Source organism: Rhodovulum sp. DZ06, assembly GCF_050586345.1.
GTDB lineage: Bacteria > Pseudomonadota > Alphaproteobacteria > Rhodobacterales > Rhodobacteraceae > JBOCEF01.
This window is the reverse complement of the sequence record NZ_JBOCEF010000003.1, coordinates 14,409-35,773: the sequence shown is the minus strand read 5'-3', so window position 1 is coordinate 35,773 and position 21,365 is coordinate 14,409. Positions and strand designations below refer to the sequence as shown.

Sequence of the window (21,365 nt, the reverse complement as noted above, 5' to 3'; positions counted from 1 at the left end):
TGACGGCGGCTGCCCGCCTTCGGCTTCAGGCGCAACCCCTCCGGGCCGCGCGGGCGGATGGGTCGCCGCTTCGCGCAGCGCCGGACGCGCGGCGCGGCCGACGGGCGGGGGCTCGCCCCCCCCCGAGGCGGCCGTCCCTCGCCATCAGTCCCTCGCCATCAATGGCCCATCTCAGAGGATCACCGGGGCGCCGGGTCCCCCCCGGCCATCATGCCGCGGTCGCTCAAGATCAGCGCGGGACCGCGCCCCCAGCGCCGCCCGCGTCGCCCCCGCGCCCGACGGATGGCGCCGCGCGCCGCCGGCTCAGGCGGCTTCGGACCTGCGCCGCGCCTCCTCCTTCATCCGGAAGAAGGCCAGCATCTGCGCCAGGTCCGACAGCTCCTCGTCCAGCGACCGCGCGACGGCGGCGTTCTCGCTCGAGGCATGGGCGTTGCCCTGGGTGTTGTCATCGAGATCCGCCACCGCGGCGTTGATCTCGTTCACGCCCTCCGACTGCTCCCGGTTCGCCGTCTCGATGTCGCGGATGCCCTTGGCCAGCTCGTCCACCCGCTTGCGGATGTCTCCGAACACCTCCACCGCGGCGTCCATCATCTGGGCGCCCTTCTCCACGTTCTCGGCGCTCTCCTTGATCAGCTGCGCGGTGTCCGAGGCCGCGTCCGAGGACCGCTGCGCCAGCGTGCGCACCTCGGCCGCGACCACGGCGAAGCCCTTGCCGGCCTCGCCCGCCCGCGCGGCCTCCACGGCCGCGTTCAGCGCCAGCAGGTTGGTCTGGAACGCGATGCTCTCGATCACGCTGTTGATCTCGTTGATCTTGCGGCTCGATTCCTCGATCGTGCGGACCGCGGCGGTGGCGCTCTCGATCACCTCCTGCCCCTCGCGGGTCCGGTGCGCGGCGCCCTCGGCGGTCTCGGCGCCCCGGCGCGAGTTGTCGGCGGTGGTCGAGATCGTCCCCGACAGCTCCTCGATCGTCGCCGCGATCTCCTCGAGCGTGGCGGCCTGCCGCTCGGCCCGCGCCGACAGGTCGACCGAGCTTTCGGAGATCCGGCTCGAACTTCCGCGCAGCGTCGCCATCGCCGCGTTCACCCGGTCCACCGTGTCGGCATAAACGCCGATCAGCCGGTTCACATTGGCCCGCAGCGGCTCGTAGGCGTCCTCCAGCGGCTCGTCCATCGTGAAGTCGAGCCGCCCCTCGGCCATCCGCTCCAGCGCCTGGGAGAGCTGTTCGACCGACTGCATCCGGGCGGTGATGTCGGTGGCGTATTTCACCACCCGCAGAACCTTGCCGTAGCGATCCTTGACGGGGTTGTAGGAGGCGCTGATCCACAGGTCCGAGCCGTCCTTGCGCTTGCGCCGGAACTCGTCCTGGACGAACTCGCCCTTCCCCAGCCGCTCCCAGAACGCGCGGTACTCGGGCGTCTTGTCCTCGCCCGCCGCCATGAAGATGCTGTGATGGCGGCCCTTGATCTCCTCCAGCCTGTAACCGGTGGCGTCGAGGAAGTTCTGGTTGGCGTCGAGGATGGTCCCGGCGGTGTCGAACTCGATGCAGGCCTGCGCCCGCGAGGCGGCCTCGATCTTGCCCCGCGCGTCGCGTTCGCCCACCGCGTCGGCGGTGGCGTCGACGGCGATCTTCACGATCTTCTCGACCTTCCCCGCCGCGTCGCGCACCGGCATGTAGGAGGCCCGCAGGAACAGCTCCTCCCCCGCCTTGTTGCGCCGCCGGAACCGGCCGGACGTCGGCTCGCCCGCCGCCAGCCCGCTCCAGAGCTTGACGTAGAAATCGCTTTTCGCCACCTCGGGATGGCAGAGCATGCGATGATGCTGGCCGATCAGCTCATCCCGCGCATAGCCGCTGGCCTTCTCGAACAGCGCGTTCGCATCGACGATCGTGCCGTCCGGCTTGAATTCTATCCGCGCCCAGCTTTCGTCGATCGCGGCGCGCAGCGGATCGGTCGACGCCGTCGGCGCCGAGCGGAAGAGTCCGAACATCGCATGCTCCTTGTGGTCCGCCGCCTTGGGTAGACCGAAAGGATTGAGAGCCGGTTACCCCTCCCGCCCCGCGCCCCGTCAGGCCGCGCCGCGCTTCTTTCGGTCGCGGAAATCGAAGGCCCCGTCGGTCGGGGACTCGCCTTCCGCGAACAGCGCGTGCTTCTGGATCTTCTGCGTGCCCGTCACCGGCAGGTCATCGAAAAAGCGCAGCCATCCCGGGGCCTTGTAATAGGCGAGCCGGGCGAAGACATGGGCGAAGAGCGCCTCGGCCAGGGCCGCGTCGCGGGCCGCGCCGCCCTTCACGGTGACGCAGGCCATCACCTCCTCGTCGCGGATCGGGTCCTCCACCGCCAGCACCGCGACGGTGGCGACCGCGGGATGCTCCAGCAGGCAGGCCTCGACCTCGGCGGCGGCGATGTTCTCGCCCGAGCGGCGGATGATGTTCTTCTTGCGGTCGACGAAGAAGACCATGTCGGTCTCGTCCATCATCACCGTGTCGCCGGTGTGGAACCAGCCGCCCGACCAGGCCTCCTCGGTCTCCGCCTCGCGGTTGAGATAGCCCGAGAAGAAGCCCGCCCGCGGGTTCTCGCCCGGGCTGCGCAGCACCATCTCTCCCGGCGTTCCGCGCGGGACCTCGCGGTTCTCCTCGTCCCAGACCTGCACCTCGAGCCCCGGGCGCGGGCGGCCGATGGCGCGGGTGTCGATCATCCGCGGCTCGCTGTCGGCGGTCAGCGCGCGGCACATCTCGGTCATGCCCCAGCCCTCGACCAGCGGCACGCCGAACCGCTCCTGCGCCGGGCCGTGCAGGCTCGGCTCCACGCCCGCGCCCATCATCACCCGCAGGCCGTGATCGCGCTCGTCCGCGTCCGGCTCCCCGGCCATCAGCACCGGGATCACGACCCCGAGGTAATGCGCCACGGTCGCCTTGCAGGCGCGGATGTCCTTCCACCACGCGGCGCGCGAGAAGCGGGCGGGCTGCACCTGCGCGCCGCCCATGTGCATCATGCCGAAGAAGCTGAGCAGCATGGCGTTGACGTGGAACAGCGGCAGCGGGTTGTAGAGCCGGTCGCCCGGCTGGAAGTCGAGGATGCCCTCGGTCACCGCGTACCAGCGGCCGATCTCCAGCTCGTAGCCCTGGGACAGCATGCAGCCCTTGGGCTTGCCGGTGGTGCCGGAGGTGTAGATCAGCGACGCCTCTTCCGCGGGCGACACGGCGCGCGAGGCGGCGGCGACTCCCGGCCCGGGGATCGGCGCGCCCGGGTCGATCTCGTCGAGGCGCAGGGTCTGGATATGGCGGCGGGAGGTCTTGCGCTGCTCGAAATTCGCCTCGGCGAAGGCGCGGGCGCGGTTCGGCGCGACGACGGCGAGGCGCGGCGCGCTGTCCGACAGGATATAGGCCAGTTCGGCGGCGCGCAGCTCGGGGTTCACCGGCACCACCGAGACGCCGATCGAGTTGGCGGCGAACTTCCAGATCATGTGCTCGGCCCGGTTCTCGAGGTCGAGCGCGATGCGGTGACCCGGCCCGTAGCCGGCGATGTGGAGGGCGGCGGCGAGGCGGTCGGCCTCGGCCCGCATCCGGTCATATGTGACCTCGCGCCCCTCGGGGTCCCAGGGGCGCCCCTCCTCGGGCGGCGAGATGAAGAGCGGCGCGTCGGGCCAGCGGTCGGCGGCGGCGCCCAGAGCCTCGCGCGTGGTCATGCCGCGGCTGTCGAGAATGTCGGTCATGCGGTTCCCTCCCGGATCCCCGGCGTGTTTTGAAACGCCGTTTTGCACGCAGCATCGCCAAGGGAAGCGGGAGTCGCAAGGGGCCTTGCCTGCCCGCGGCGGCGCGCCCGACAGGGCTAGCGCGGAAGGGTTATGGGTTTCTTGCGCCCAGAGGCTCCGTGGGGGCGCCGGGGACCTTCCGGGGACGCCCGCAACCCGCGCCCCGCCAGCCGCCGCCGCGCGGGCGCCAGGCCCGCCACGGGCGCGCGGCCCGATGCGCGGCGCCCCTCGCGGGGGCGCCCTCTCCGCGGCCTGTCAGCCGCGCTTGAGCATCCCCAGCATGGTCCGCAGCTGCGCCGCGGGCACGGGCTTGGTCAGCATGTCCACCCGCGCCGCCACCGCCCGCCGGGCCAGCGTCTCGGACCGGTCGGCGGTGATCAGGATCGCCGGAAGATCGCCGTAGCGGGCGCGCAGCTTGCGCACCACTTCCAGCCCGTCCTCGCCATGGTCGAGATGGCAATCCGCCAGGATCACGTCCGGCGACACGCCCAGTTCCTCGACCCGCCGGAACGCCTCGGCCTCGGAGGCGGCGTCCACCGCGCTCGCGCCCCAGTTCTCCAGCAGCGACAGCATCCCCTGCCGCACCTCGACCTCGTTCTCCACCACCAGCGCGATCAGCTCCGACAGGTCCTCGGTCGGCGCCGGCCGCGGCGCCGGGCGCGGCGGCAGGGCGGCGGCCGCCAGCTCGCTCGGGACCGCCCGCGGCGCCTCGACCGAGAAGCACGAGCCCTGCCCGACCGCCGAGCGCAGGTTCAGCGGGTGGTCCAGCAGCCGGCACGCCCGGTCCACGATCGCGAGGCCCAGCCCCATCCCCGGCTGGTCGCCCGAGCCCATCCCGCCCTCGGGATCCTCGAGGCGCTGGAACTCCTGGAAGATGTCCCGCGCCCGGTCCGCGGGGATGCCCGGCCCGGTGTCCAGCACCTCGAGCCGCACCATCCCGCCCCGCGGCCGCGCCCCGATCAGCACCTTGCCCGAGCGGGTGTAGCGCACGGCGTTGGAGGCGAGGTTCTGCAGGATGCGCCGCAGGTAGAACGGGTCCGAGCGCACCCAGAGCGAGCTGTCGACGACGTGGAACTGCAGCCCCTTCTGCGCGGCGATGGCGGTGAATTCCTCGCGGATCGGGGCCAGCAGGCGGCGCAGCGGGAACTCGGCGATCCGCGGCTCGGCCGAGGCGCCGTCGAGCTTGGAGATGTCGAGCAGCGCGCCCAGCAGCGCCTCCACCGAATCGAAGCTGTTCTGAAGCCGCCCGACGATGCGCGCCTGCTCCTCGCCCATCTCGGTCTCGGCCAGCGAGGCGAGGAACAGCTTGGCGGCGTTCAGAGGCTGCAGAAGGTCGTGCGACGCGGCGGCGAGGAACCGGGTCTTGGAGGCGTTGGCCTGCTCGGCCTCGTCCCGCGCGGCCTGCAATTCCTCGGTGCGGCTCAGCACCCGGTGCTCCAGCGTCTCGTTCAGCTCGCGCAGCTTCGAGACCGCCTCCCGGACCGCGGTGACGTCGGTGAAGGAGATCACGAAGCCCCCGTCCGGCGTCTGGCGGCAATGGACGTCCAGCGTCACGCCCCCCACGCGGTCGAGCACCAGCGACAGCGGCGGGCGGTGCCCGGTGCGCGCCACCCAGGCCAGCAGCGGGCGGGCCTGCGCCCCTTCCTCGACCAGCCCGCGGCGGGTCAGGTGCCCGGCCAGCGCCTCGAAGCTGACGCCCCGGCGCAGCAGGGTCACGGGCAGGCTCATCAACTCCTGCAACCGCGCGTTCCAGCCCGCCAGCTTGGCGTCGGCGTCGAAGATGGCGATGCCCTGGATGATGTGGTCGAGCGTGGCGCGCACCAGCCGCGCCTGGTCGTCGAGCTGCTTTTCGCGCTCCAGCCGCTCGGCGCGGACCAGCTCGGTGATGTCGGTCTGGATGATCGCGTAGCCGCCGTCGGGGGTGCGCTGCTCGCTCACCTGGATCCAGCGGTCCTCGACCAGCCGCACCACGAACTGCCCGCGGGCCCCGCGGTGGGCGCGCATCCGCCAGGCCTTCCAGTCCTCGGGGGAGCTGCCGGGATAGAGCGCCAGCACCTCGGAGCGCGAGAGGATGTCGACGTAATCCTCGAAGCTGATCCCCGGCTTGATCCGGTCGCGGATGTCATGGGTGACATAGCCGAAGCGGCTGTTGCACATCACCAGCGTCTCGTCGGCCGAGAACAGCGCGAAGCCTTCCTGCAGCGCCTCGAGCGCGTTGTGCAGGGCCGCCCGCGCCGCCTCCGCCTCGGCCTTCGCGCCGGCGAGTCGCGCATTGGCGGCCTCGAGCGCGGTCATCGTCTCCTGCAGGTCGTTGGTGCGCGCGCGCACCTTCGCCTCCAGCGCCACGGCGGTCTGGAACAGCCCGTAGGCCGCGCCGGTTTCGTTCGTGTCCCGCTCCACCCGGTTCATCAGGGCGGCCACGATCTTGCGCAGCTTCTCGTTCTGCCGCTCGGGCAGGTCATTGGGGTCGATCAGCGACAGGTCCATCAGCCGTCGTCCTCTCCCGCCCCGGGCCCCGAGTCGGGCCCGGCCTCGGCGCCGCATGCCGGAGGGTAGAGCGCAACGCCGGTGAACGTCTGGTTGACGTGCAGCATGTTGTGCTGCTCGCCGAAGGTGTTGAAGCCGACCACGCCGTGGCGGGAGAGGATCTCCGACACCCGGCCCGCAAGCTGGCTCTGCTCCACCTCGATCCGGCGCAGGGCGCAGTCGAAGCCGAGGATCGCGTCCGGCGCCCCGGCCTCGTTCAAGGCCGAGAGCGCCTCGTCCAGGTGCTCGGCGATGTCGAGCGCATCGGCCACGGTCAGCACCAGCCCCTCGTCGATCGCCGAGAAGAAGCGCAGCTCGCCGGTTTCCTCGATCCGCTGGATGGAGCGCACGTGGTGCTGCCCGCCCACGCGCACCACCACCGGGTGCGCGGCGAAGGTGAGGGGGGAGAGCTGCTCGGGGTCCTTGCCCACGAGGCGGGCGTATTCGCGCGCCGCCGGCTCGGCGTTGATCTCGGACACCAGGCGCTGCTCGGGATCGGCGGCGGTGACCACCATGCGCCGCTCGGTCGGGGTGTAGTTGTCGAAGCGGAACACCTCGACCCGCATCCGCGTGCGCACCAGCGCCAGCACCGCGGCGTCGCCGTGGAAGCGCCCGTCATGCAGCACCGCGGTCTGCGAGAAGTCGAGCGCGTCGGCTGCCGAGCCGCCGATCAGCTGCGTCGCCCCCAGCGAGGGGCCGAGCGAGGCGACCAGCGCGTCCTCGCGCAGCGACAGCCCGTCGGCCATCAACACGGCGAATTCGTTGTCGAAGGCGGCGGGCGCGGCGGCGAGGTCCATGCGCAGCCGCTGCACCAGCTCGCGCCCGCGGTCGAGCTGGTAGCTCTCGAGATCCGGGACGAAGGCGACGGCGGCGCTGAAATCGGCGGCGGGCAGGCCGACGGCGACGATGCAGCCCTCGTCATAGCCCTGCGAGGTGATCTCTCCGGCGGTGGTGCAGCCGATGACGGGGCCCGCGGCGAAGACCGGCGTCGCCTCCAGCGCGGCGCTCAGCGCGGCGCGGTCCCGGTCGGGCGAGACGAAGAGCAGGATCAGCGCGAAGGGCCCGTCCCCGAGGCCGCGCGCAAGGTCGCGCGTCGCCGCCTCCGGGTCCGCCGCCGCGGTCCAGGCCTGCCGCACATGCTTGCCGAGCGGCGGCTCCCCCACGCTGGATCGCGCGGGCCTGCCGCCGGGCGCCGTGGCGTCCACCCTCTGCATTCCTCCCCCTGCTTCCGGCCCCATGGTCCTTCGCGCAAGGCAGGGGCCGGCCCCCTCCTGTGCGCGCCGCATCCGCACGCCGGCGCCGCCGCCCCTCCCGGACGGCGCAGGCGCTGCGCGGAAACGACGTTATTGCGACGCGCCGTCGCTGTGCAAGATCGACTGGAACGAGACCTGCTGCGCGATCAGCACCGCCTGGGTGCGCGACTGCACCCCCAGCTTGCGCAGGATGGCGGAGATATGCGCCTTCACGGTCGTCTCGGCGATGCCGAGATCCCAGGCGATCTGCTTGTTCAGCTTGCCCGCGCAGACCAGCTGCAGGATCCGCATCTGCTGCGGGGTCAGCTCCCTCAGGCGGGTCAGCGGGTCGTCCGGGTCGGCGCCGCCGCCCTCGATGAACCCTTCGGGCGTCCAGGTCTGGCCCGCCAGCACCGTGCGCACCGCGCCGACGATCACGTCGCGCGGGCTGTCCTTGGGGATGAAGCCCGAGGCGCCGGCCTTGAGCGCGGAGGCGATGATCCGGTCGTCGGCGAGGGACGAGACCACCACCACCGGCGCGCGGGTCGCGGCGCGCAGGCGGATCAGCCCGTCGACGCCCGAGACGTCCGGAAGGTTGAGGTCGAGCAGGATCAGGTCCGGCGCCGCCCCGGCCTCGAGCCGCCGCGACGCTTCGGAGAGCGAGTTGGCGGCCTCCACCGCGCCGGCGCCGAAGGCGGCGCGCAGCGTCATGGTCAAGGCTTCGCAGAAGAGCGGGTGATCGTCGATCACCATCACCGCGTTCACGCTTCCGACCTGCGCTGCGCCCATCGATCCGATCCTCCGCCCGGGCGCGGCCTGCGCCCCGTGTCCAATCTGCATCTTTATCCGCCCCTGCTTCGCCGGGCGCGCCGCGGGCGGACGCGCCGCCCGGGACCCGCGCCGGGGTCCGCGCTCCGCCCGCCGACGCGCGCGCCGCGCGGCAGGGGCCCGTCCCGCGTGGCGGCGGGGGGGCCGGAGCATGGGCAGACCATACCCGACCGACGTCGCCAGCGCCTTAGCACCAAAGTCCCTGCCCGGCCATGGCCGCCGCCCCTTGAAGCGCCGCGCCCCGGCGCCCCGGCCCGCCCTTTCCCTGGCGCGCGCCCCCGCGCGCGGGCCCCCGCCGGGCCGTGCGCCCGGCCAAGCCTTGCGCGCGGCCCCGGCGGGCATATCTTGGGCCCCGAGTCGTCGCGCCGTCGCGGCGCCGTCGCCCCGCCGCCGCGCTTGCCGCGCACCTGGCGCGCGCGCGGCACGAAGCGGGCGCGCCCGCGGCCCGCCCGCCGCCGCAGCCCAGACCCCGAGGAGGCCGAGATGCAGCACGCGATCCCCGCCCGCCCCTCCCGTTCCCGCCGCGCCGCCGCGGCGCTGGCCGCCGCCGCCCTCGCCCTGCCCGTCCTCGCCCTCGGCGCCGCGCCCGTCGCCGCCGAGACCCGGCAGGTCCCGCAGAACCGGGCCGAGATCTCGCTCTCCTTCGCGCCGGTCGTGAAGAAGGCCGCCCCGGCGGTGGTCAACATCTACGCGCGCAAATCGGTGGAGCGCGCCCGCTCGCCCTTCATGGGCGACCCGTTCTTCGAGCGGTTCTTCCAGCGCTTCGCCCCGCCCTCGCGCCGGATGGAGAACGCGCTCGGCTCGGGCGTCATCGTGTCCCCGGACGGGCTGGTGGTGTCGAACCACCACGTGGTCGGCGGCGCCGAGGAAATCCGCGTGGTCCTCGCCGACCGGCGCGAATACGAGGCCGAGCTGGTGCTGTCGGACGAGGACAGCGACCTCGCCGTCCTGCGCCTCGCCGACGCCGCGGACCTGCCCGCGCTCGAACTTCTCGACAGCGACGAGCTGGAGGTCGGGGACCTCGTGCTCGCCATCGGCAACCCGTTCGGGGTGGGCCAGACGGTCACCTCGGGCATCGTCTCGGGCCTGGCGCGTTCGGGCGGCGCGGGGGGGCGCGGCGACGGGTACTTCATCCAGACCGACGCGGCCATCAACCCCGGCAATTCGGGCGGCGCGCTGGTGGACATGGAGGGGCGGCTCGCGGGCGTGAACACCTCGATCCTCACCCGCTCGGGCGGCTCCAACGGCATCGGCTTCGCGGTGCCCGCCAACCTCGTGGCCCAGGTGGTGGCGCAGGCCGAGGCCGGGCGCTCCGAGCTCGCCCGCCCCTGGTCCGGCGTCGCCGCCCAGACCGTGACCGGAGAGCTGGCCGAGGCGATGGGCCTCGAGCGCCCGGAAGGCGTGCTGCTGCGCGGCCTGCACCGCCTCTCGCCCTTCGCCGCCGCGGGGCTCAGGCGCGGCGACGTGGTGGTGGCGGTGGACGGACGCCCCGTCGCCAGCCCGCAGGAGCTCGACTTCCGCCTCGCCGCCCGCGGCGTCGGCGCGAAGGCCACGGTCGACTACCTGCGCGGCCGCGAGGCCGGGTCGGCCCGGGTCGCCCTGTTCCCCGCCCCCGAGGACCCGCCCGCCGACATCCGCCGGATCCGCGGCCGCTCGCCCTTCATGGACCTCGCGGTCGGGAACCTGTCCCCGGCGCTGGCGGGCCGCGTCGGCGCCCCCGAGGACGCCGAGGGCGTGGTGGTGCTCGAGGCCGGGCCGATGGGCCGCCGCAACGGCTGGCGCCCCGGCGACATCATCCGCAAGGTCGACGGGCGCGCGGTGGACAGCACCCGCACCCTCGACCGCATCGCCGACGAGCGCCGCAGCCGCTGGGAGGTCGAGATCGAACGCGACGGCCGCCGCGGCGCGCTGCGCTTCCGCGGCTGACGAAAGGGCCCGAGATGGCCGACCTTTTCGACGGGTTCGACCCGCCCCGGCCCGCCGCGCCCGAGGCGGCCCCGCCCCCGAAGGCGCCCGAGGGCCCGCGCCCGCTGGCCGACCGGCTGCGGCCGCGGGACCTGTCGGAGGTGATCGGGCAGGAGGGCATCCTCGGCCCCGGCGGCCCGCTGGCGGAGATGATCGCCGCGCGCCGGATGCCCTCGCTGGTGCTCTGGGGCCCGCCGGGGGTGGGCAAGACCACCATCGCGCGCCTGCTGGCCGAGGCGGCGGACCTGTCCTTCGTGCAGATCAGCGCGATCTTTTCCGGCGTGGCCGAGCTTCGGAAGGTGTTCGACGCCGCCCGCGCCCGCCGCGGGACCGGCCGCGCCACGCTGCTCTTCGTGGACGAGATCCACCGCTTCAACAAGGCCCAGCAGGACGGGTTCCTGCCGCACATGGAGGACGGGACGATCACCCTGGTGGGCGCCACCACCGAGAACCCGTCCTTCGAGCTGAACGCCGCGCTTCTGTCCCGCGCGCAGGTGCTGACCCTGACGCGCCTCTCGCCCGAGGCGCTGGAGCGGCTGCTGACCCGGGCCGAGGCGCTGGAGGGCGAGGCGCTGGCCCTCGACGAGGGGGCCCGCGCCGCGCTGGTGGAGATGGCCGATGGCGACGGCCGCGCGCTGCTGAACATGGCCGAGGAGGTCTTCGCCCACGGCGCCGCCGGCGGCGCGCCGCTGACGCGCGAGGCGCTGGCCCGGCGCGTGTCCCGCCGCGCCGCGGTCTATGACAAGTCGGGCGACGGGCATTACGGGCTGATCTCGGCGCTGCACAAGTCGGTGCGGGCCTCGGACGTGGACGCGGCGCTCTACTGGCTCGCACGCATGATCGCGGCGGGCGAGGACCCGCGCTACCTCGCCCGCCGCATGACCCGCATGGCGGTGGAAGACATCGGGCTGGCGGACCCCGGCGTGCACCGCCAGTGCCTCGATGCGTGGGAGACGTATGAGCGGCTCGGCTCCCCCGAGGGGGAGCTGGCGCTGGCCCAGGCCTGCGCGGCGCTGGCCCTCGCCCCGAAGTCCAACAGCGCCTACGTGGCCTGGAAGGCGGCGCTGCGGCTGGCGAAGGAGACGGGGTCGGCCCCGCCGCCCAAGAACATCCTCAACGCGCCGACGAAGATGATGAAGGAGCAGGGCTTCGGGTCGGGCTATGTCTATGACCACGACGCCGAGGATGGCGTGTCGGGGCAGAACTGCTGGCCCGACACGCTGGAGGAGGTGAAGCTCTACACCCCCGTCGAGCGGGGGCACGAGCGGGAGCTCGCCAAGCGCGTGGCCTGGTTCGAGCGCAAGCGGGCCGAGCGGCGCGGGGGCTGAACGGGCGCGGGCCGGGGGGACGGCGGCGTCCCCCCCCGGGCCCCTCTTATTTCCGCAGCGCCGGAAGGCCCACGCCGGTCGCCTCGAAGCCCCCGTCGACGGCGAGGGTCTGGCCGGTCACGTAGCTCGCCTTGTCCGAGCACAGGAAGCAGATGACGTTGGCCAGCTCCTGCTCGGAGCCATAGCGGTTGAGCGGGATCGCGTCGTGATAGGCGTCGATGATGTCCTGCGTGTGCACCGCCATCGCCAGCTTGGTGCGCACCGGGCCGGGGGCGACGCAGTTGGCGCGGATGCCGAACTCGCCCAGCTCCACCGCCTGCTGCTGGGTCAGCTGGATCACCGCGGCCTTGGAGGTCCCGTAGGCAACCCGCAGGGTCGAGGCGCGCAGGCCGCTGATCGAGGCGATGTTGACGATGCAGCCCTTGGCCGCCTTCAGGTGCGGGGTCATCGCCTGGGTGCACAGGAACACGCCGTCGAGATTGGTCTCCATCACCCTGCGCCAGCGGTCGAACCCGGTCTGCTCGATCGGGCCGAAATCGGCGACGCCGGCGTTGTTGACCAGCGCGTCGACGCGGCCGAGGGCGGCGAGCGCCTCGGCGGTCATGCGCGCGACCTGGGCGGGGTCCGAGACGTCGGCGATGATCGGGACCGCGCCGTCGAAACCCCGGGCGCGCAGGGCGGCCGCCGCCTCGGCCAGCGCGTCCGCGTCGCGGTCCACGAGGGCGACGCGGCGGCCTTCGCCGAGGAAGGTGGCGGCGGAGGCGAGGCCGATGCCGCGCGCGGCCCCGGTCACGACGGCGGTGAGGGGGGCGTTGAGGGGGGCTGCGGCGGGCGCGGCGGCGGCGTCGGTCATGTGAAGGGCTCCTCCCGGGCGATTTTGCGCGATGGTTGTCCGAGCGCGCGGCGGAAGGCAAGCGCGGGCCGCGCCGCGCGACCTGCACGACGGGGGCGACGGGGCGCGCGACCGGGGCGCAACGGGGGCCGGGGCGCCGCCCCGCCCCCGGCTACCGCTCCGGCGCCGCCGCCAGCCCCAGCGCCCGGCGCAGCCCGGCCGCGTCGCCGGGCGCCACCGCCGCCTGCGCCGCGATCCCGGCGGGCGCGCCGCCCAGCCGGATCGCGCGCGTCGCCAGCGCCGCGGCCTCCAGCGGCGCATGGGTCACCAGCACCGCCGCCATGCCCGGGCGCCGGTGCAACAGGGAGGCGGTCAGCGCCGCCATCTCGGCCGCCGCGCCCTCGTCGAGCGAGGCGAAGGGTTCGTCCAGCAGCAGAAGATCCGGCGCGCTCGCCAGCGCGCGGGCCAGCGACAGCCGCCGCCGCTGCCCGAGGCTGAGCCGCCCCGGGTGCAGCCCCGCCTTGTCCGCCAGCCCCACCTCGGCCAGCGCCGGCAGGGGATCGGCGCCGGTGGCGATCTCGATGTTCTGCGCGGCGGTGCGCCAGGGCAGCAGCGTCGGCTCCTGGAACGCCATGCCGAGGCGGTCGGGGCGGCGCACCGACAGCCCCTCGACCCGCGCCGCGACCGGCAGCCCCGCCGCCAGCCGCAGCAGGGTCGACTTGCCGACGCCCGAGGGGCCGAGCACCGCCAGCACCTCGCCCGGCGCCACGGCGATCCGCACCGGCCCGAGAACCTGCGCATCGCCGAACCACAGCCCGTCCAGCGCCAGCTCCAGCGCCGCGGCCGCGCCGCCCGCAGCCGCCGCGCCCCCGGCCCTGCCCGGCGCGCTCATGTCCGGCGCGCTCATGTCCGGCGCGCTCATTGCCGCCACCGGCGCGCGCGCCGCTCCCAGGGCTGCATCGCGCCCTTCTCGATCGCCAGCATCACCGCGACGAAGGCGAGCGCATAGACCAGCACCCGGCCGACATCGAACAGCTGGAAATGCATGTGGATCATGAAGCCCACGCCGTCGGGGCGGCCCAGCAGTTCCACCACCAGCACGATCTTCCACACCAGCGCGAGGCCCGAGCGGGCGGCGGCGGCGGCGTGGGGGGCCATCTGCGGCAGCTCCACGTGCCGCAGCCGCGCCCACCAGGACAGGCGGTGAATGCGGGCCATGTCGTCGAGCGCGGGGTCGAAGGTGCGCGCGCCCTCGCGGGCGATGGCGGCGACCATGGGGATCTTGTTGATCGCCACGGCCAGGATCGCCGCCGTCTCGGTCAGCCCGATCCAGATGTAGCACAGCACGATCACCACCAGCGCCGGCAGGTTCAGCGCCACCACCAGCCACGGGTCGGCGGCGGCGTCGAGCCGCGGGCGCCGTCCCATCGCCATGCCGATGGCGAGGCCGACCGACAGCGCCAGCGCGAAGGCCGCCGCCACCCGCAGCAGCGTCGCCGAGAGATGGGTGAAGAGCGCGCCGGAGGCCGCTTCCTCGCGCGCCAGCGCCGCCACCGCGGCCGGGCCGGGCAGAACCTCGGGGTCCGCCGACAGCGCGGCGGCGGCGGCCCAGCACAGGATCATCGCCGCCAGCGACAGGACCGGCACGAGATGCGCGCGCCGCGGCTTCAGGGCGGCGAGCACCGGGCAGCCCGGCCCGGCCGCCACGGGCGCGCCCTCGGCCGCCGCCCCCGCGCCGGCGCCCGCCGCGGGCGCGGCGTCGCCGGGGGCGGCCTCCGCCGTCTCCACCGCGCGCGCCTGCTCCTGCTCCTGCTCCTGCGACATTCCCCCGTGCATCGGCTCAGCGCCGAACCTTCGGCGTGGCCGCCGCCGCGTCCGCCGAGGCGCTGGCCGCCGCCGCCGCGTTCAGCGCCCCGGCGTCCACGAACACCCCCGCGGGCAGCCGGTCCGCGCCGCCGACCAGCGTCGCGCCGCCGAGGCGCGCCATCAGCGCCAGCATCCTGTCCGCCGCCCCCTCGTCCACCGGGCCGTCCCCCGGCGCCCCGGCGCGCCAGCCCGCGCGCAACGCGTCGAACTCGGCCTCCGAGGCGGCGCGCATCTGCGCGCGCAGCCCCTCCCACACCGCGTCATCGGCCAGCATCAGCCCCTTGGCGGCGCGCGAGGCGCGGGCGAAGGCGGCCAGCAGCGCGGGGTGCTCGCGCAGCATCTCCCCGTGGAACACGTATCCCAGAAGCGGCGTGTCGGCCGAAAGACCGAGCGCCGCCGCCGCCTCTTCGACCGTCGCCAGCTTGCGCATCCCCGCCGCCGCGGCCTTCGCGCCCCAGTGCCAGTAATTCACCGCGCCCGAGAGGCGCCCCGCCTTGGCCTGCTGGAAGATCAGCGGCGGCGCGCCATAGACCTGGCGCGTCTCGGCCGCCAGGTCCACGCCATGCTCCGCCTCGGCCCAGGCCCGCAGGATCAGCCAGGACTTGTCCAGCGGCCCGCCCGCGATCCCGATCTCTCCGCCACGAAGCTCCGCCACCGTCTTCGCGCCGTCCGCGGGGACCATCAGCGCCCCGACGGCGCGCGAATAGGGCAGGAACACGTAATCCTTGCCCGCCGCCCGCTGCCGGGCGACCCAGATCCAGTCGGCCACCATCGCGTCCGCCTCGCCCGCCTGGAAGGCGATGCGCGCGGCGGGACCGCCGGCCATCCCCTCGACCTTCAGCGCAAAGCCGTTGGCGCGGTCGAAACCGCGGGCGCGGATGGTCGACAGCTCCCAGTTCACGGTGCCGACCTTCAGCGCGGCGACGGTCAGCACGGGGGCGCCGCCCGCGATCTCCTCCGCCGCGAGGGCGGGGGACGCGAGCAGCGAGAGCGACAGGCAGGCCGCGGCGGCGCGGCGCAGGGCGGCGATGACAACGCGCATGGACGGCCTCCTCCCAGGAACCGGCGCCCCCCCTCGCGCATGGCCGGGGGGCTGAGTCGCGCCACCCTATCCATCCCCCGGCGCGCGGTAAAATAGGACCATCAGCCTGCCCCCGCCCCTCTGGACCGGGACGCGGGCGGGCCTAGACTGCGCCCATGACCCGCGCCGCCGCCCTCCTGCTCCTGGCCCTCGCCCTCGCCGCCCCCGCCGCCGCGCGGGCCGAACCGCGCGGGTGGGAGGAGATCCGCGCCGCGCGCCCCGACCTGTTCCACGCCGAGACCGGCTTTCGCATCGCCCGCCAGCGCGCGCCCACCCCCGCCGACATCCCCGCCCCCGCGCGCCGCGTCGGCGCCGCCGAGGCCCGCGCGCTGATCGACGCGGGCGCGGTCGCCGTCGACGTCTACGGCGCCTTCTCGCCCCGCTATGACGAGCTCGACGGCACGTGGCGCGAGCGGGAGACGCGCTTCTCGATCCCCGGCGCGACCTGGCTGCCCGAGGTCGGGCGCGGAACGCTGACGCCCGAGATCGCCCGCTGGTTCGAAGGGGCGCTGGCGCGCCTCACCGGGGGCGACCGGGGCCGGGCGCTGGTGGTCTTCTGCGTCGCCGATTGCTGGATGAGCTGGAACGCCGCCCGCCGCGCGGCCGAGAGCTTCGGCTACACCGACGTCGCGTGGTTCCGCCTCGGGACCGACGGCTGGCTGGACGCGGGCTGGGCGCTGGCGCCGGTCCCGCCGACGCCGGTGGACCTCGACTGACGCCGCGCGCGCCCGCGCCCCCTGGCGGCGCCCCCCCCCTACCAAAGTCCAATGCCGCGGTTGACCTCGATCAACGGCGCGCGGGGCGTTCGGGCGCATCTTCCCCTTGCGCCCACGCCGCCCCCGCCGAACCCGATCACGGGCCTGGCGGCCCCGGCGGAGCGCCGACGCGGTCCGGCCCCCGGCCGTCCTCCCCACGACGTCCCGCCGGGGGCCGTCCGCGTCCGAAACCCGAAAGGACCGCCGCCATGACCGCGCACCCGCTCCGCCTCGCCGCCCTCGCCGCCATGCTGCTGGGCGCCCCCGCCATCGCCCCCCTGCCCGCCGCCGCCGACACGTTCGAGGACGTGAAGATCCTGGCCGGCGAGGCGCTGTTCGTGCGCGAGTGCCGCCGCTGCCACGCGCCGGACGCCGATCATGACAGCTACGGCCCGCCGCTGGTGAACGTGGTCGGGCGCGGGGCCGGGACCTATCCCGATTACGATTACTCGGTCGCGCTCGAAGCCTCGGGGATCGTCTGGACCCCGGCCGCCCTGCGCGCCTGGATGGAGGACAATGACGGCTTCATGCCCGGCACCAAGATGCGCCACGTGGGCATCGAGGACCGCACCGCCCAGGACTTCATCCTGAGCTACCTGAAGTCGATCACCACCAGGGACAACAGCGCCATCGACAAGGCGGACTGATCCGCGCCGCGCCGATCGACGCGCCCGGGCGGGGTCCCGCACCCCGCCCGCGCCGCCCCGCCGCGCCCCCGGGCTCTCCCCCCGGCGCGGGCGCGGCGGACCCGCGGCCGGCGCGGGACCCGCCCCCCCGGTCCGATCCTTCCCCGGACCGGGCGTCCCGCGCCGCCGCCCATCCCCCGCCGCCCTCGCCCATCCCCCCGCCGCCGCTACGACTTTGGTCGCATCCGGGGCGTGGTTTCGGGTGGAAAGCGCCGCCCTGCAGGGCCTTGAGGCCGCTGCGGCGCCCCATAGGACCATGGTCCAATTCCACGTGCTGTCGGAATCGTGAGACGAATTCCCCGAGTTTGATGAGAACCGGCGACGCGGCCGGTTCACAGACGTCTCGGGAGGACATCCATGAAATCTCTGCTTATCGCGGCTTCCGCCTTCGCGCTGGCGGCCACGGGCGCGGTCGCCGAGGGCGTGACCGAAGCCGACCTCGCCAACGACGCCATGACCACCGGCGACGTGCTGACCAACGGCATGGGGCGCCACCTGCAGCGCTTCTCGCCGCTGGACACCCTGAACAAGGACAACGTCAAGAACCTGGTCCCCGCCTGGGCCTTCAGCCTCGGCGGCGAGAAGCAGCGCGGGCAGGAGACCCAGCCGCTGATCCATGACGGGATCATGTACATCACCGGCTCCTACTCCCGCGTCTACGCCATCGACGTGAAGACCGGCGAGGAGATCTGGCAGTACGACGCGCGCCTGCCCGAGGGCATCCTGCCCTGCTGCGACGTCATCAACCGCGGCGGCGCCATCTATGGCGACAGCTTCTACTTCGGCACGCTGGACGCGCGCATCGTCGCGCTCGACCTGAAGACCGGCAAGGTCAAGTGGCGCAAGAAGATCGCCGACTACAAGGCCGGCTATTCCTACACCGCCGCGCCGCTGATCGTGAACGGCCTCGTCATCACCGGCAACTCCGGCGGCGAATTCGGCATCGTCGGCGAAGTGCAGGCGCGTGACGCCGAAACCGGCGAGATGGTCTGGACCCGCCCGGTGATCGAGGGCCACATGGGCACCCTCAACGGCGAAGAATCCACCATGACCGGCACGCTGAACGCGTCCTGGCCGGGCGACATGTGGAAGACCGGCGGCGGCGCCACCTGGCTCGGCGGCTCCTACGACGCCGACACCGACACCCTCGTGTTCGGCACCGGCAACCCCGCCCCGTGGAACTCCCACCTGCGCGGCGCCGGTTCGGGCAACGACGGCTCGGGCGACAACCTCTACGCCGCCTCGCGCCTCGGCATCGACCCGGCGACCGGCGAGATCAAGTGGCACTTCCAGTCCACCCCGCGCGAGGGCTGGGACTATGACGGCGTCAACGAAGTCGTCGCCTTCACCGACCGGAACGGCAACAAGCGCTACGCCACCGCGGACCGCAACGGCTTCTTCTACGTGCTGAACCGCGAGGACGGGAAGTTCGTCGACGCCATGCCCTTCGTCACCCAGATCACCTGGGCCTCGGGCATCGACGAGAACGGCCGCCCGATCTTCAACGAGGACAACCGTCCCGGCAACCCGGCCGACGCGGCCGACGGCAAGAAGGGCGAGGTCGTGTTCTCGGCCCCCGGCTTCCTCGGCGGCAAGAACTGGATGCCGATGGCCCACAACCCCGACACCGGCCTGTTCTACGTGCCGGCGAACGAGTGGGGCATGGACATCTGGAACGAGCCGGTGACCTACAAGAAGGGCGCCGCCTACCTGGGGTCCGGCTTCACCATCAAGCCGCTCTACGAAGACTACATCGGCGCCATCCGCGCGATCGACCCGACCACCATGGAGCAGAAGTGGGAGGTCAAGAACAACGCCCCGCTCTGGGGCGGCGTGATGACCACCGCCGGCGGCCTGGTGTTCTACGGAACCCCCGAGGGCTACTTCAAGGCGCTTGACGCCGACACCGGCGAGGAGCTGTGGAAGTTCCAGACCGGCTCGGGCATCGTCGGCCAGCCCGTGACCTGGGAGATGGACGGCGAGCAGTACGTGTCGGTCGTCTCCGGCTGGGGCGGCGCGGTTCCGCTCTGGGGCGGCGAGGTCGCCAAGAAGGTCAACTACCTGAACCAGGGCGGTTCGGTCTGGACCTTCAAGCTGCCGAAGCAACTGGCGTCCAACTGATCCCATCGGGACGGAGTTGAGAGGGGGCGGCGCGAAAGCGCCGCCCTTTTTCTTTGGGGTGGGGGCGCATAACCCCCCGTTCACCCTGCCCTGCCATCCTCGCCCACCACCACGCCCGAGGATGCCCCATGGCCGAGACCACCGGCTCGACCCCCAACAGCTACGCCGGATCCAACCAGGACAACACGTTCGGGAACAACCGATACTGGATCCAGTGGATCGAGTACGAGAACCCGTCGCCGGTGAACAGCCTCTCGGAGCTCGGCTTCGACCTCACCAATGGCGACTACGACGCCGCCAACGCCACGGTGACCTCGACCGACATCACCCATGCCGGGGGCGTCGACACCTCCGATGTCGGGGCCATCGCCCCCTATATCGGCGAGACCAACGCCAACGGCACGGCGACCGAGCTCTTCGCCACCCGCTTCGTCTCCACCCTCACCATCGACACCGCGGGAACCTATGATTTCCGCATGAACTCGGACGACGGCTCGATGCTGTTCATCGACGGGGTGCAGGTCATCAACCATGACGGGCTGCACGATGGCGGCCCGCAGGCCTATGCCTCGATCCCGCTGAGCGCGGGGCAGCACGACATCGTCATCATCCAGTACAACTACCAGGGGCCCTCGGCCCTCAACGTCTACCTAACAGGCGCCGACTACCCGACCGAGACGGAGTTCGACGCCATCCCCCTGACGCACCTGTCGGCCAATGCCGGGGACGACGTGGTGGACGCGGGGGACGGCGCCGACACCATCCATGGCGGCGAGGGCGACGACATCCTGCGCGGGGGCGCCGGGGCCGACACCCTCCATGGCGAGGCCGGGGCGGATACGCTCGAGGGCGGGGCGGGCGACGACACGCTGCTTGGCGGCGCGGGGGCGGACACCTTCGTCATCACCTCGGGCGGCGGGGCGGACACGGCGAGCGACTTCAACGCGGCCGAGGACCTGCTCGACACCTCCGGTCTCGACGCCGCGCTCGGCCGCCAGCTGACCGCCGCCGACATCACGGTGACCGAGGATGGGGTCTCCGGCGACCAGACCCTCAGCTTCCCGGGCGGAGAGAGCATCACCCTGCCGCCGGGCACGCTGGACCTGAGCACCAGCCGGTCGCAGTTCAATTCGCTGGTGGCGCTCGGCGTGCCCGCCTGCTTCTGCCCCGGGGTCCGCATCGCCACGCCCTCGGGGCCGCGGGCGGTGGAGACGCTGGCCCAGGGGGACCTGGTGGAGACGCTGGCGGACGGGCCGCTGCCGGTCCTGCTGGTCCTGCGCCGCATCGCCCTGCGGGGGGCGAAGGGGCGGCACATGCCCCTGCGCATCGACGCGGGGGCCTTCGGACGAGGCCTGCCGCGGCGGGCGCTGCGCCTGTCTCCGCAGCACCGGGTGGCGCTGCGCCGCCGGCGCGGCCCCGAGGCGCTGACCCCGGCCCGCGCGCTCCTCGGCGGCGGCGGCGTCCGGCATGAGACGCAGGCCCCCGCCGCGCTCTACCTCGCGCTGCTGCTGCCCCGCCACGCGGTGATCTTCGCCGAGGGGCTGGCGGTCGAGAGCTACCTGCCCGGCCCCGCCACGCGCGCCTCGATGGGGCCCGACGGGCGCGCGGCGATCCGGCGGGTCGAGGCGCTGACAGGACCGCTCAGCCCCGCCCTGCCGCTGCTCGGCGCCCGCAAGGGACGGCGGGCGATGGCGACGGGCGCCCGCCCTTTCGGCCAGGAGGAGACGGCGCGGCCCTCGCCCTGCCCCGCCATGGCCTGACCCGCCCGCCTGGCGCCGCAAACGAAAAACGCCGCCCCGTGGGGCGGCGCTTTCCGTCCGGCGATGCGGCAGAGGCTCAGGCCTCGGCGTTCGCCTCTTCCTCGGCCAGGCGCGCACGGTCGGCGGCGCCCTTGGCGGAGGTGTCACGGTCGACCAGCTCGATCACCGCCATCGGCGCCATGTCGCCATAGCGGAAGCCGGCCTTCAGCACGCGGCAGTAGCCGCCCGAACGCTCGGCGTAGCGCGGGCCGAGAACTTCGAACAGCTTCTTCACGGCCGCGTCCTGCTTCAGGCGGGACATGGCGTTGCGGCGCGAGTGCAGGTCGCCCTTCTTGCCGAGGGTGATCATCTTGTCGATGATCCGCTTCATTTCCTTGGCCTTGGGCAGGGTGGTCTTGATCTGCTCGTGCTCGATCAGCGAGCAGGCCATGTTCGCGAACATCGCCTTGCGGTGCTCGTGGGTGCGGTTCAGCTTGCGGTAGCCGTTGCCGTGACGCATGGGATTTCTCCGGTCTCAAGAGGGGCGCGAGGCCCCGGATGGATGCCCCTGGGGGGCGCTTTTGCTTTGTCCGGCCCGTTCTTGCGTCGCGGGCCTCCTTGGGGCTTTCGCCCGGGTGCGCGCCCTATACAGGCGT

At 73.4% G+C, this 21,365-nt stretch carries 16 protein-coding genes; 6 read left to right on the top strand and 10 right to left on the bottom strand.

Annotation, left to right across the window (positions count from 1 at the left end; translation table 11 throughout):
- Positions 1 to 303: 303 nt before the first annotated feature.
- From ACQ5SO_RS02220 to ACQ5SO_RS02200, 5 genes are all read right to left on the bottom strand, one after another.
- Positions 304 to 1,986 carry a methyl-accepting chemotaxis protein gene (locus tag ACQ5SO_RS02220; protein WP_430939937.1) on the bottom strand — a complete coding sequence of 561 codons (1,683 nt, stop codon included), beginning with the start codon at positions 1,984 to 1,986 and terminating at the stop codon, positions 304 to 306.
- Between the two features lie 78 nt (positions 1,987 to 2,064).
- The gene (locus tag ACQ5SO_RS02215; RefSeq protein WP_430939936.1) at positions 2,065 to 3,711 is read right to left on the bottom strand and encodes an AMP-binding protein; all 1,647 of its coding nucleotides are present in this window, start codon (positions 3,709 to 3,711) and stop codon (positions 2,065 to 2,067) included.
- A 294-nt stretch (positions 3,712 to 4,005) separates the two neighbouring features.
- Positions 4,006 to 6,237: a PAS-domain containing protein gene (locus ACQ5SO_RS02210; protein WP_430939935.1), complete on the bottom strand. Its 2,232-nt coding sequence runs from the start codon at positions 6,235 to 6,237 to the stop codon at positions 4,006 to 4,008.
- Positions 6,237 to 7,490 carry an FIST N-terminal domain-containing protein gene (locus ACQ5SO_RS02205; RefSeq protein WP_430939934.1) on the bottom strand — a complete coding sequence of 418 codons (1,254 nt, stop codon included), beginning with the start codon at positions 7,488 to 7,490 and terminating at the stop codon, positions 6,237 to 6,239. Before ACQ5SO_RS02205 ends, ACQ5SO_RS02210 begins: the two co-directional genes overlap by 1 nt.
- A gap of 129 nt (positions 7,491 to 7,619) precedes the next feature.
- Positions 7,620 to 8,297: a response regulator gene (locus ACQ5SO_RS02200; protein WP_430939933.1), complete on the bottom strand. Its 678-nt coding sequence runs from the start codon at positions 8,295 to 8,297 to the stop codon at positions 7,620 to 7,622.
- Positions 8,298 to 8,819: 522 nt separating this feature from the next.
- Between ACQ5SO_RS02200 and ACQ5SO_RS02195 the strand changes: the two genes are divergently transcribed.
- Positions 8,820 to 10,262 carry a trypsin-like peptidase domain-containing protein gene (locus ACQ5SO_RS02195; protein WP_430939932.1) on the top strand — a complete coding sequence of 481 codons (1,443 nt, stop codon included), beginning with the start codon at positions 8,820 to 8,822 and terminating at the stop codon, positions 10,260 to 10,262.
- A gap of 14 nt (positions 10,263 to 10,276) precedes the next feature.
- Entirely contained in the window at positions 10,277 to 11,629 is a 1,353-nt protein-coding gene (locus ACQ5SO_RS02190) for a replication-associated recombination protein A (RefSeq protein WP_430939931.1), read from the top strand.
- A 46-nt stretch (positions 11,630 to 11,675) separates the two neighbouring features.
- Here the strand turns inward: ACQ5SO_RS02190 and ACQ5SO_RS02185 are convergent, their stop codons facing one another.
- From ACQ5SO_RS02185 to ACQ5SO_RS02170, 4 genes are all read right to left on the bottom strand, one after another.
- Entirely contained in the window at positions 11,676 to 12,482 is an 807-nt protein-coding gene (locus tag ACQ5SO_RS02185; RefSeq protein WP_430939930.1) for an SDR family NAD(P)-dependent oxidoreductase, read from the bottom strand.
- Positions 12,483 to 12,633: 151 nt separating this feature from the next.
- Entirely contained in the window at positions 12,634 to 13,368 is a 735-nt protein-coding gene (locus tag ACQ5SO_RS02180; protein WP_430939929.1) for an ATP-binding cassette domain-containing protein, read from the bottom strand.
- Positions 13,369 to 13,379: 11 nt separating this feature from the next.
- Positions 13,380 to 14,285 (bottom strand): ABC transporter permease, encoded by a 906-nt coding sequence (locus ACQ5SO_RS02175; protein WP_430939928.1) that lies wholly within the window; start codon positions 14,283 to 14,285, stop codon positions 13,380 to 13,382.
- 16 nt (positions 14,286 to 14,301) lie between these two features.
- A complete protein-coding gene (locus ACQ5SO_RS02170; RefSeq protein WP_430939927.1) occupies positions 14,302 to 15,369 on the bottom strand; it encodes an ABC transporter substrate-binding protein in 1,068 nt (355 codons plus the stop codon).
- 155 nt (positions 15,370 to 15,524) lie between these two features.
- Between ACQ5SO_RS02170 and ACQ5SO_RS02165 the strand changes: the two genes are divergently transcribed.
- From ACQ5SO_RS02165 to ACQ5SO_RS02150, 4 genes are all read left to right on the top strand, one after another.
- Complete coding sequence (locus tag ACQ5SO_RS02165) at positions 15,525 to 16,124, top strand: PQQ-dependent catabolism-associated CXXCW motif protein (RefSeq protein WP_430939926.1); 600 nt, start codon at positions 15,525 to 15,527, stop codon at positions 16,122 to 16,124.
- A gap of 248 nt (positions 16,125 to 16,372) precedes the next feature.
- Positions 16,373 to 16,810, top strand: coding sequence for a c-type cytochrome (locus tag ACQ5SO_RS02160; protein WP_430939925.1), 438 nt, complete (start codon positions 16,373 to 16,375; stop codon positions 16,808 to 16,810).
- 396 nt (positions 16,811 to 17,206) lie between these two features.
- Positions 17,207 to 18,970, top strand: coding sequence for a PQQ-dependent methanol/ethanol family dehydrogenase (locus ACQ5SO_RS02155; RefSeq protein ID WP_430939924.1), 1,764 nt, complete (start codon positions 17,207 to 17,209; stop codon positions 18,968 to 18,970).
- A 128-nt stretch (positions 18,971 to 19,098) separates the two neighbouring features.
- Positions 19,099 to 20,730 (top strand): Hint domain-containing protein, encoded by a 1,632-nt coding sequence (locus ACQ5SO_RS02150; protein WP_430939923.1) that lies wholly within the window; start codon positions 19,099 to 19,101, stop codon positions 20,728 to 20,730.
- 76 nt (positions 20,731 to 20,806) lie between these two features.
- On the opposite strand, the gene rplQ is transcribed toward ACQ5SO_RS02150, so the two are convergent.
- The gene (gene rplQ, locus ACQ5SO_RS02145; RefSeq protein ID WP_430939922.1) at positions 20,807 to 21,229 is read right to left on the bottom strand and encodes a 50S ribosomal protein L17; all 423 of its coding nucleotides are present in this window, start codon (positions 21,227 to 21,229) and stop codon (positions 20,807 to 20,809) included.
- Positions 21,230 to 21,365: the final 136 nt, after the last annotated feature.

Coding starts and splice junctions, on each gene's coding strand:
- ACQ5SO_RS02195 (WP_430939932.1), top strand. CDS start 8,820: ATGCAGCACGCGATCCCCGCCCGCCCCTCCCGTTCCCGCCGCGCCGCC.
- ACQ5SO_RS02150 (WP_430939923.1), top strand. CDS start 19,099: ATGGCCGAGACCACCGGCTCGACCCCCAACAGCTACGCCGGATCCAAC.
- ACQ5SO_RS02205 (WP_430939934.1), bottom strand. CDS start 7,490: ATGCAGAGGGTGGACGCCACGGCGCCCGGCGGCAGGCCCGCGCGATCC.
- rplQ (WP_430939922.1), bottom strand. CDS start 21,229: ATGCGTCACGGCAACGGCTACCGCAAGCTGAACCGCACCCACGAGCAC.
- ACQ5SO_RS02200 (WP_430939933.1), bottom strand. CDS start 8,297: ATGGGCGCAGCGCAGGTCGGAAGCGTGAACGCGGTGATGGTGATCGAC.
- ACQ5SO_RS02220 (WP_430939937.1), bottom strand. CDS start 1,986: ATGTTCGGACTCTTCCGCTCGGCGCCGACGGCGTCGACCGATCCGCTG.
- ACQ5SO_RS02180 (WP_430939929.1), bottom strand. CDS start 13,368: ATGAGCGCGCCGGACATGAGCGCGCCGGGCAGGGCCGGGGGCGCGGCG.
- ACQ5SO_RS02175 (WP_430939928.1), bottom strand. CDS start 14,285: ATGTCGCAGGAGCAGGAGCAGGAGCAGGCGCGCGCGGTGGAGACGGCG.
- ACQ5SO_RS02160 (WP_430939925.1), top strand. CDS start 16,373: ATGACCGCGCACCCGCTCCGCCTCGCCGCCCTCGCCGCCATGCTGCTG.
- ACQ5SO_RS02155 (WP_430939924.1), top strand. CDS start 17,207: ATGAAATCTCTGCTTATCGCGGCTTCCGCCTTCGCGCTGGCGGCCACG.
- ACQ5SO_RS02185 (WP_430939930.1), bottom strand. CDS start 12,482: ATGACCGACGCCGCCGCCGCGCCCGCCGCAGCCCCCCTCAACGCCCCC.
- ACQ5SO_RS02170 (WP_430939927.1), bottom strand. CDS start 15,369: ATGCGCGTTGTCATCGCCGCCCTGCGCCGCGCCGCCGCGGCCTGCCTG.
- ACQ5SO_RS02165 (WP_430939926.1), top strand. CDS start 15,525: ATGACCCGCGCCGCCGCCCTCCTGCTCCTGGCCCTCGCCCTCGCCGCC.
- ACQ5SO_RS02190 (WP_430939931.1), top strand. CDS start 10,277: ATGGCCGACCTTTTCGACGGGTTCGACCCGCCCCGGCCCGCCGCGCCC.
- ACQ5SO_RS02215 (WP_430939936.1), bottom strand. CDS start 3,711: ATGACCGACATTCTCGACAGCCGCGGCATGACCACGCGCGAGGCTCTG.
- ACQ5SO_RS02210 (WP_430939935.1), bottom strand. CDS start 6,237: ATGGACCTGTCGCTGATCGACCCCAATGACCTGCCCGAGCGGCAGAAC.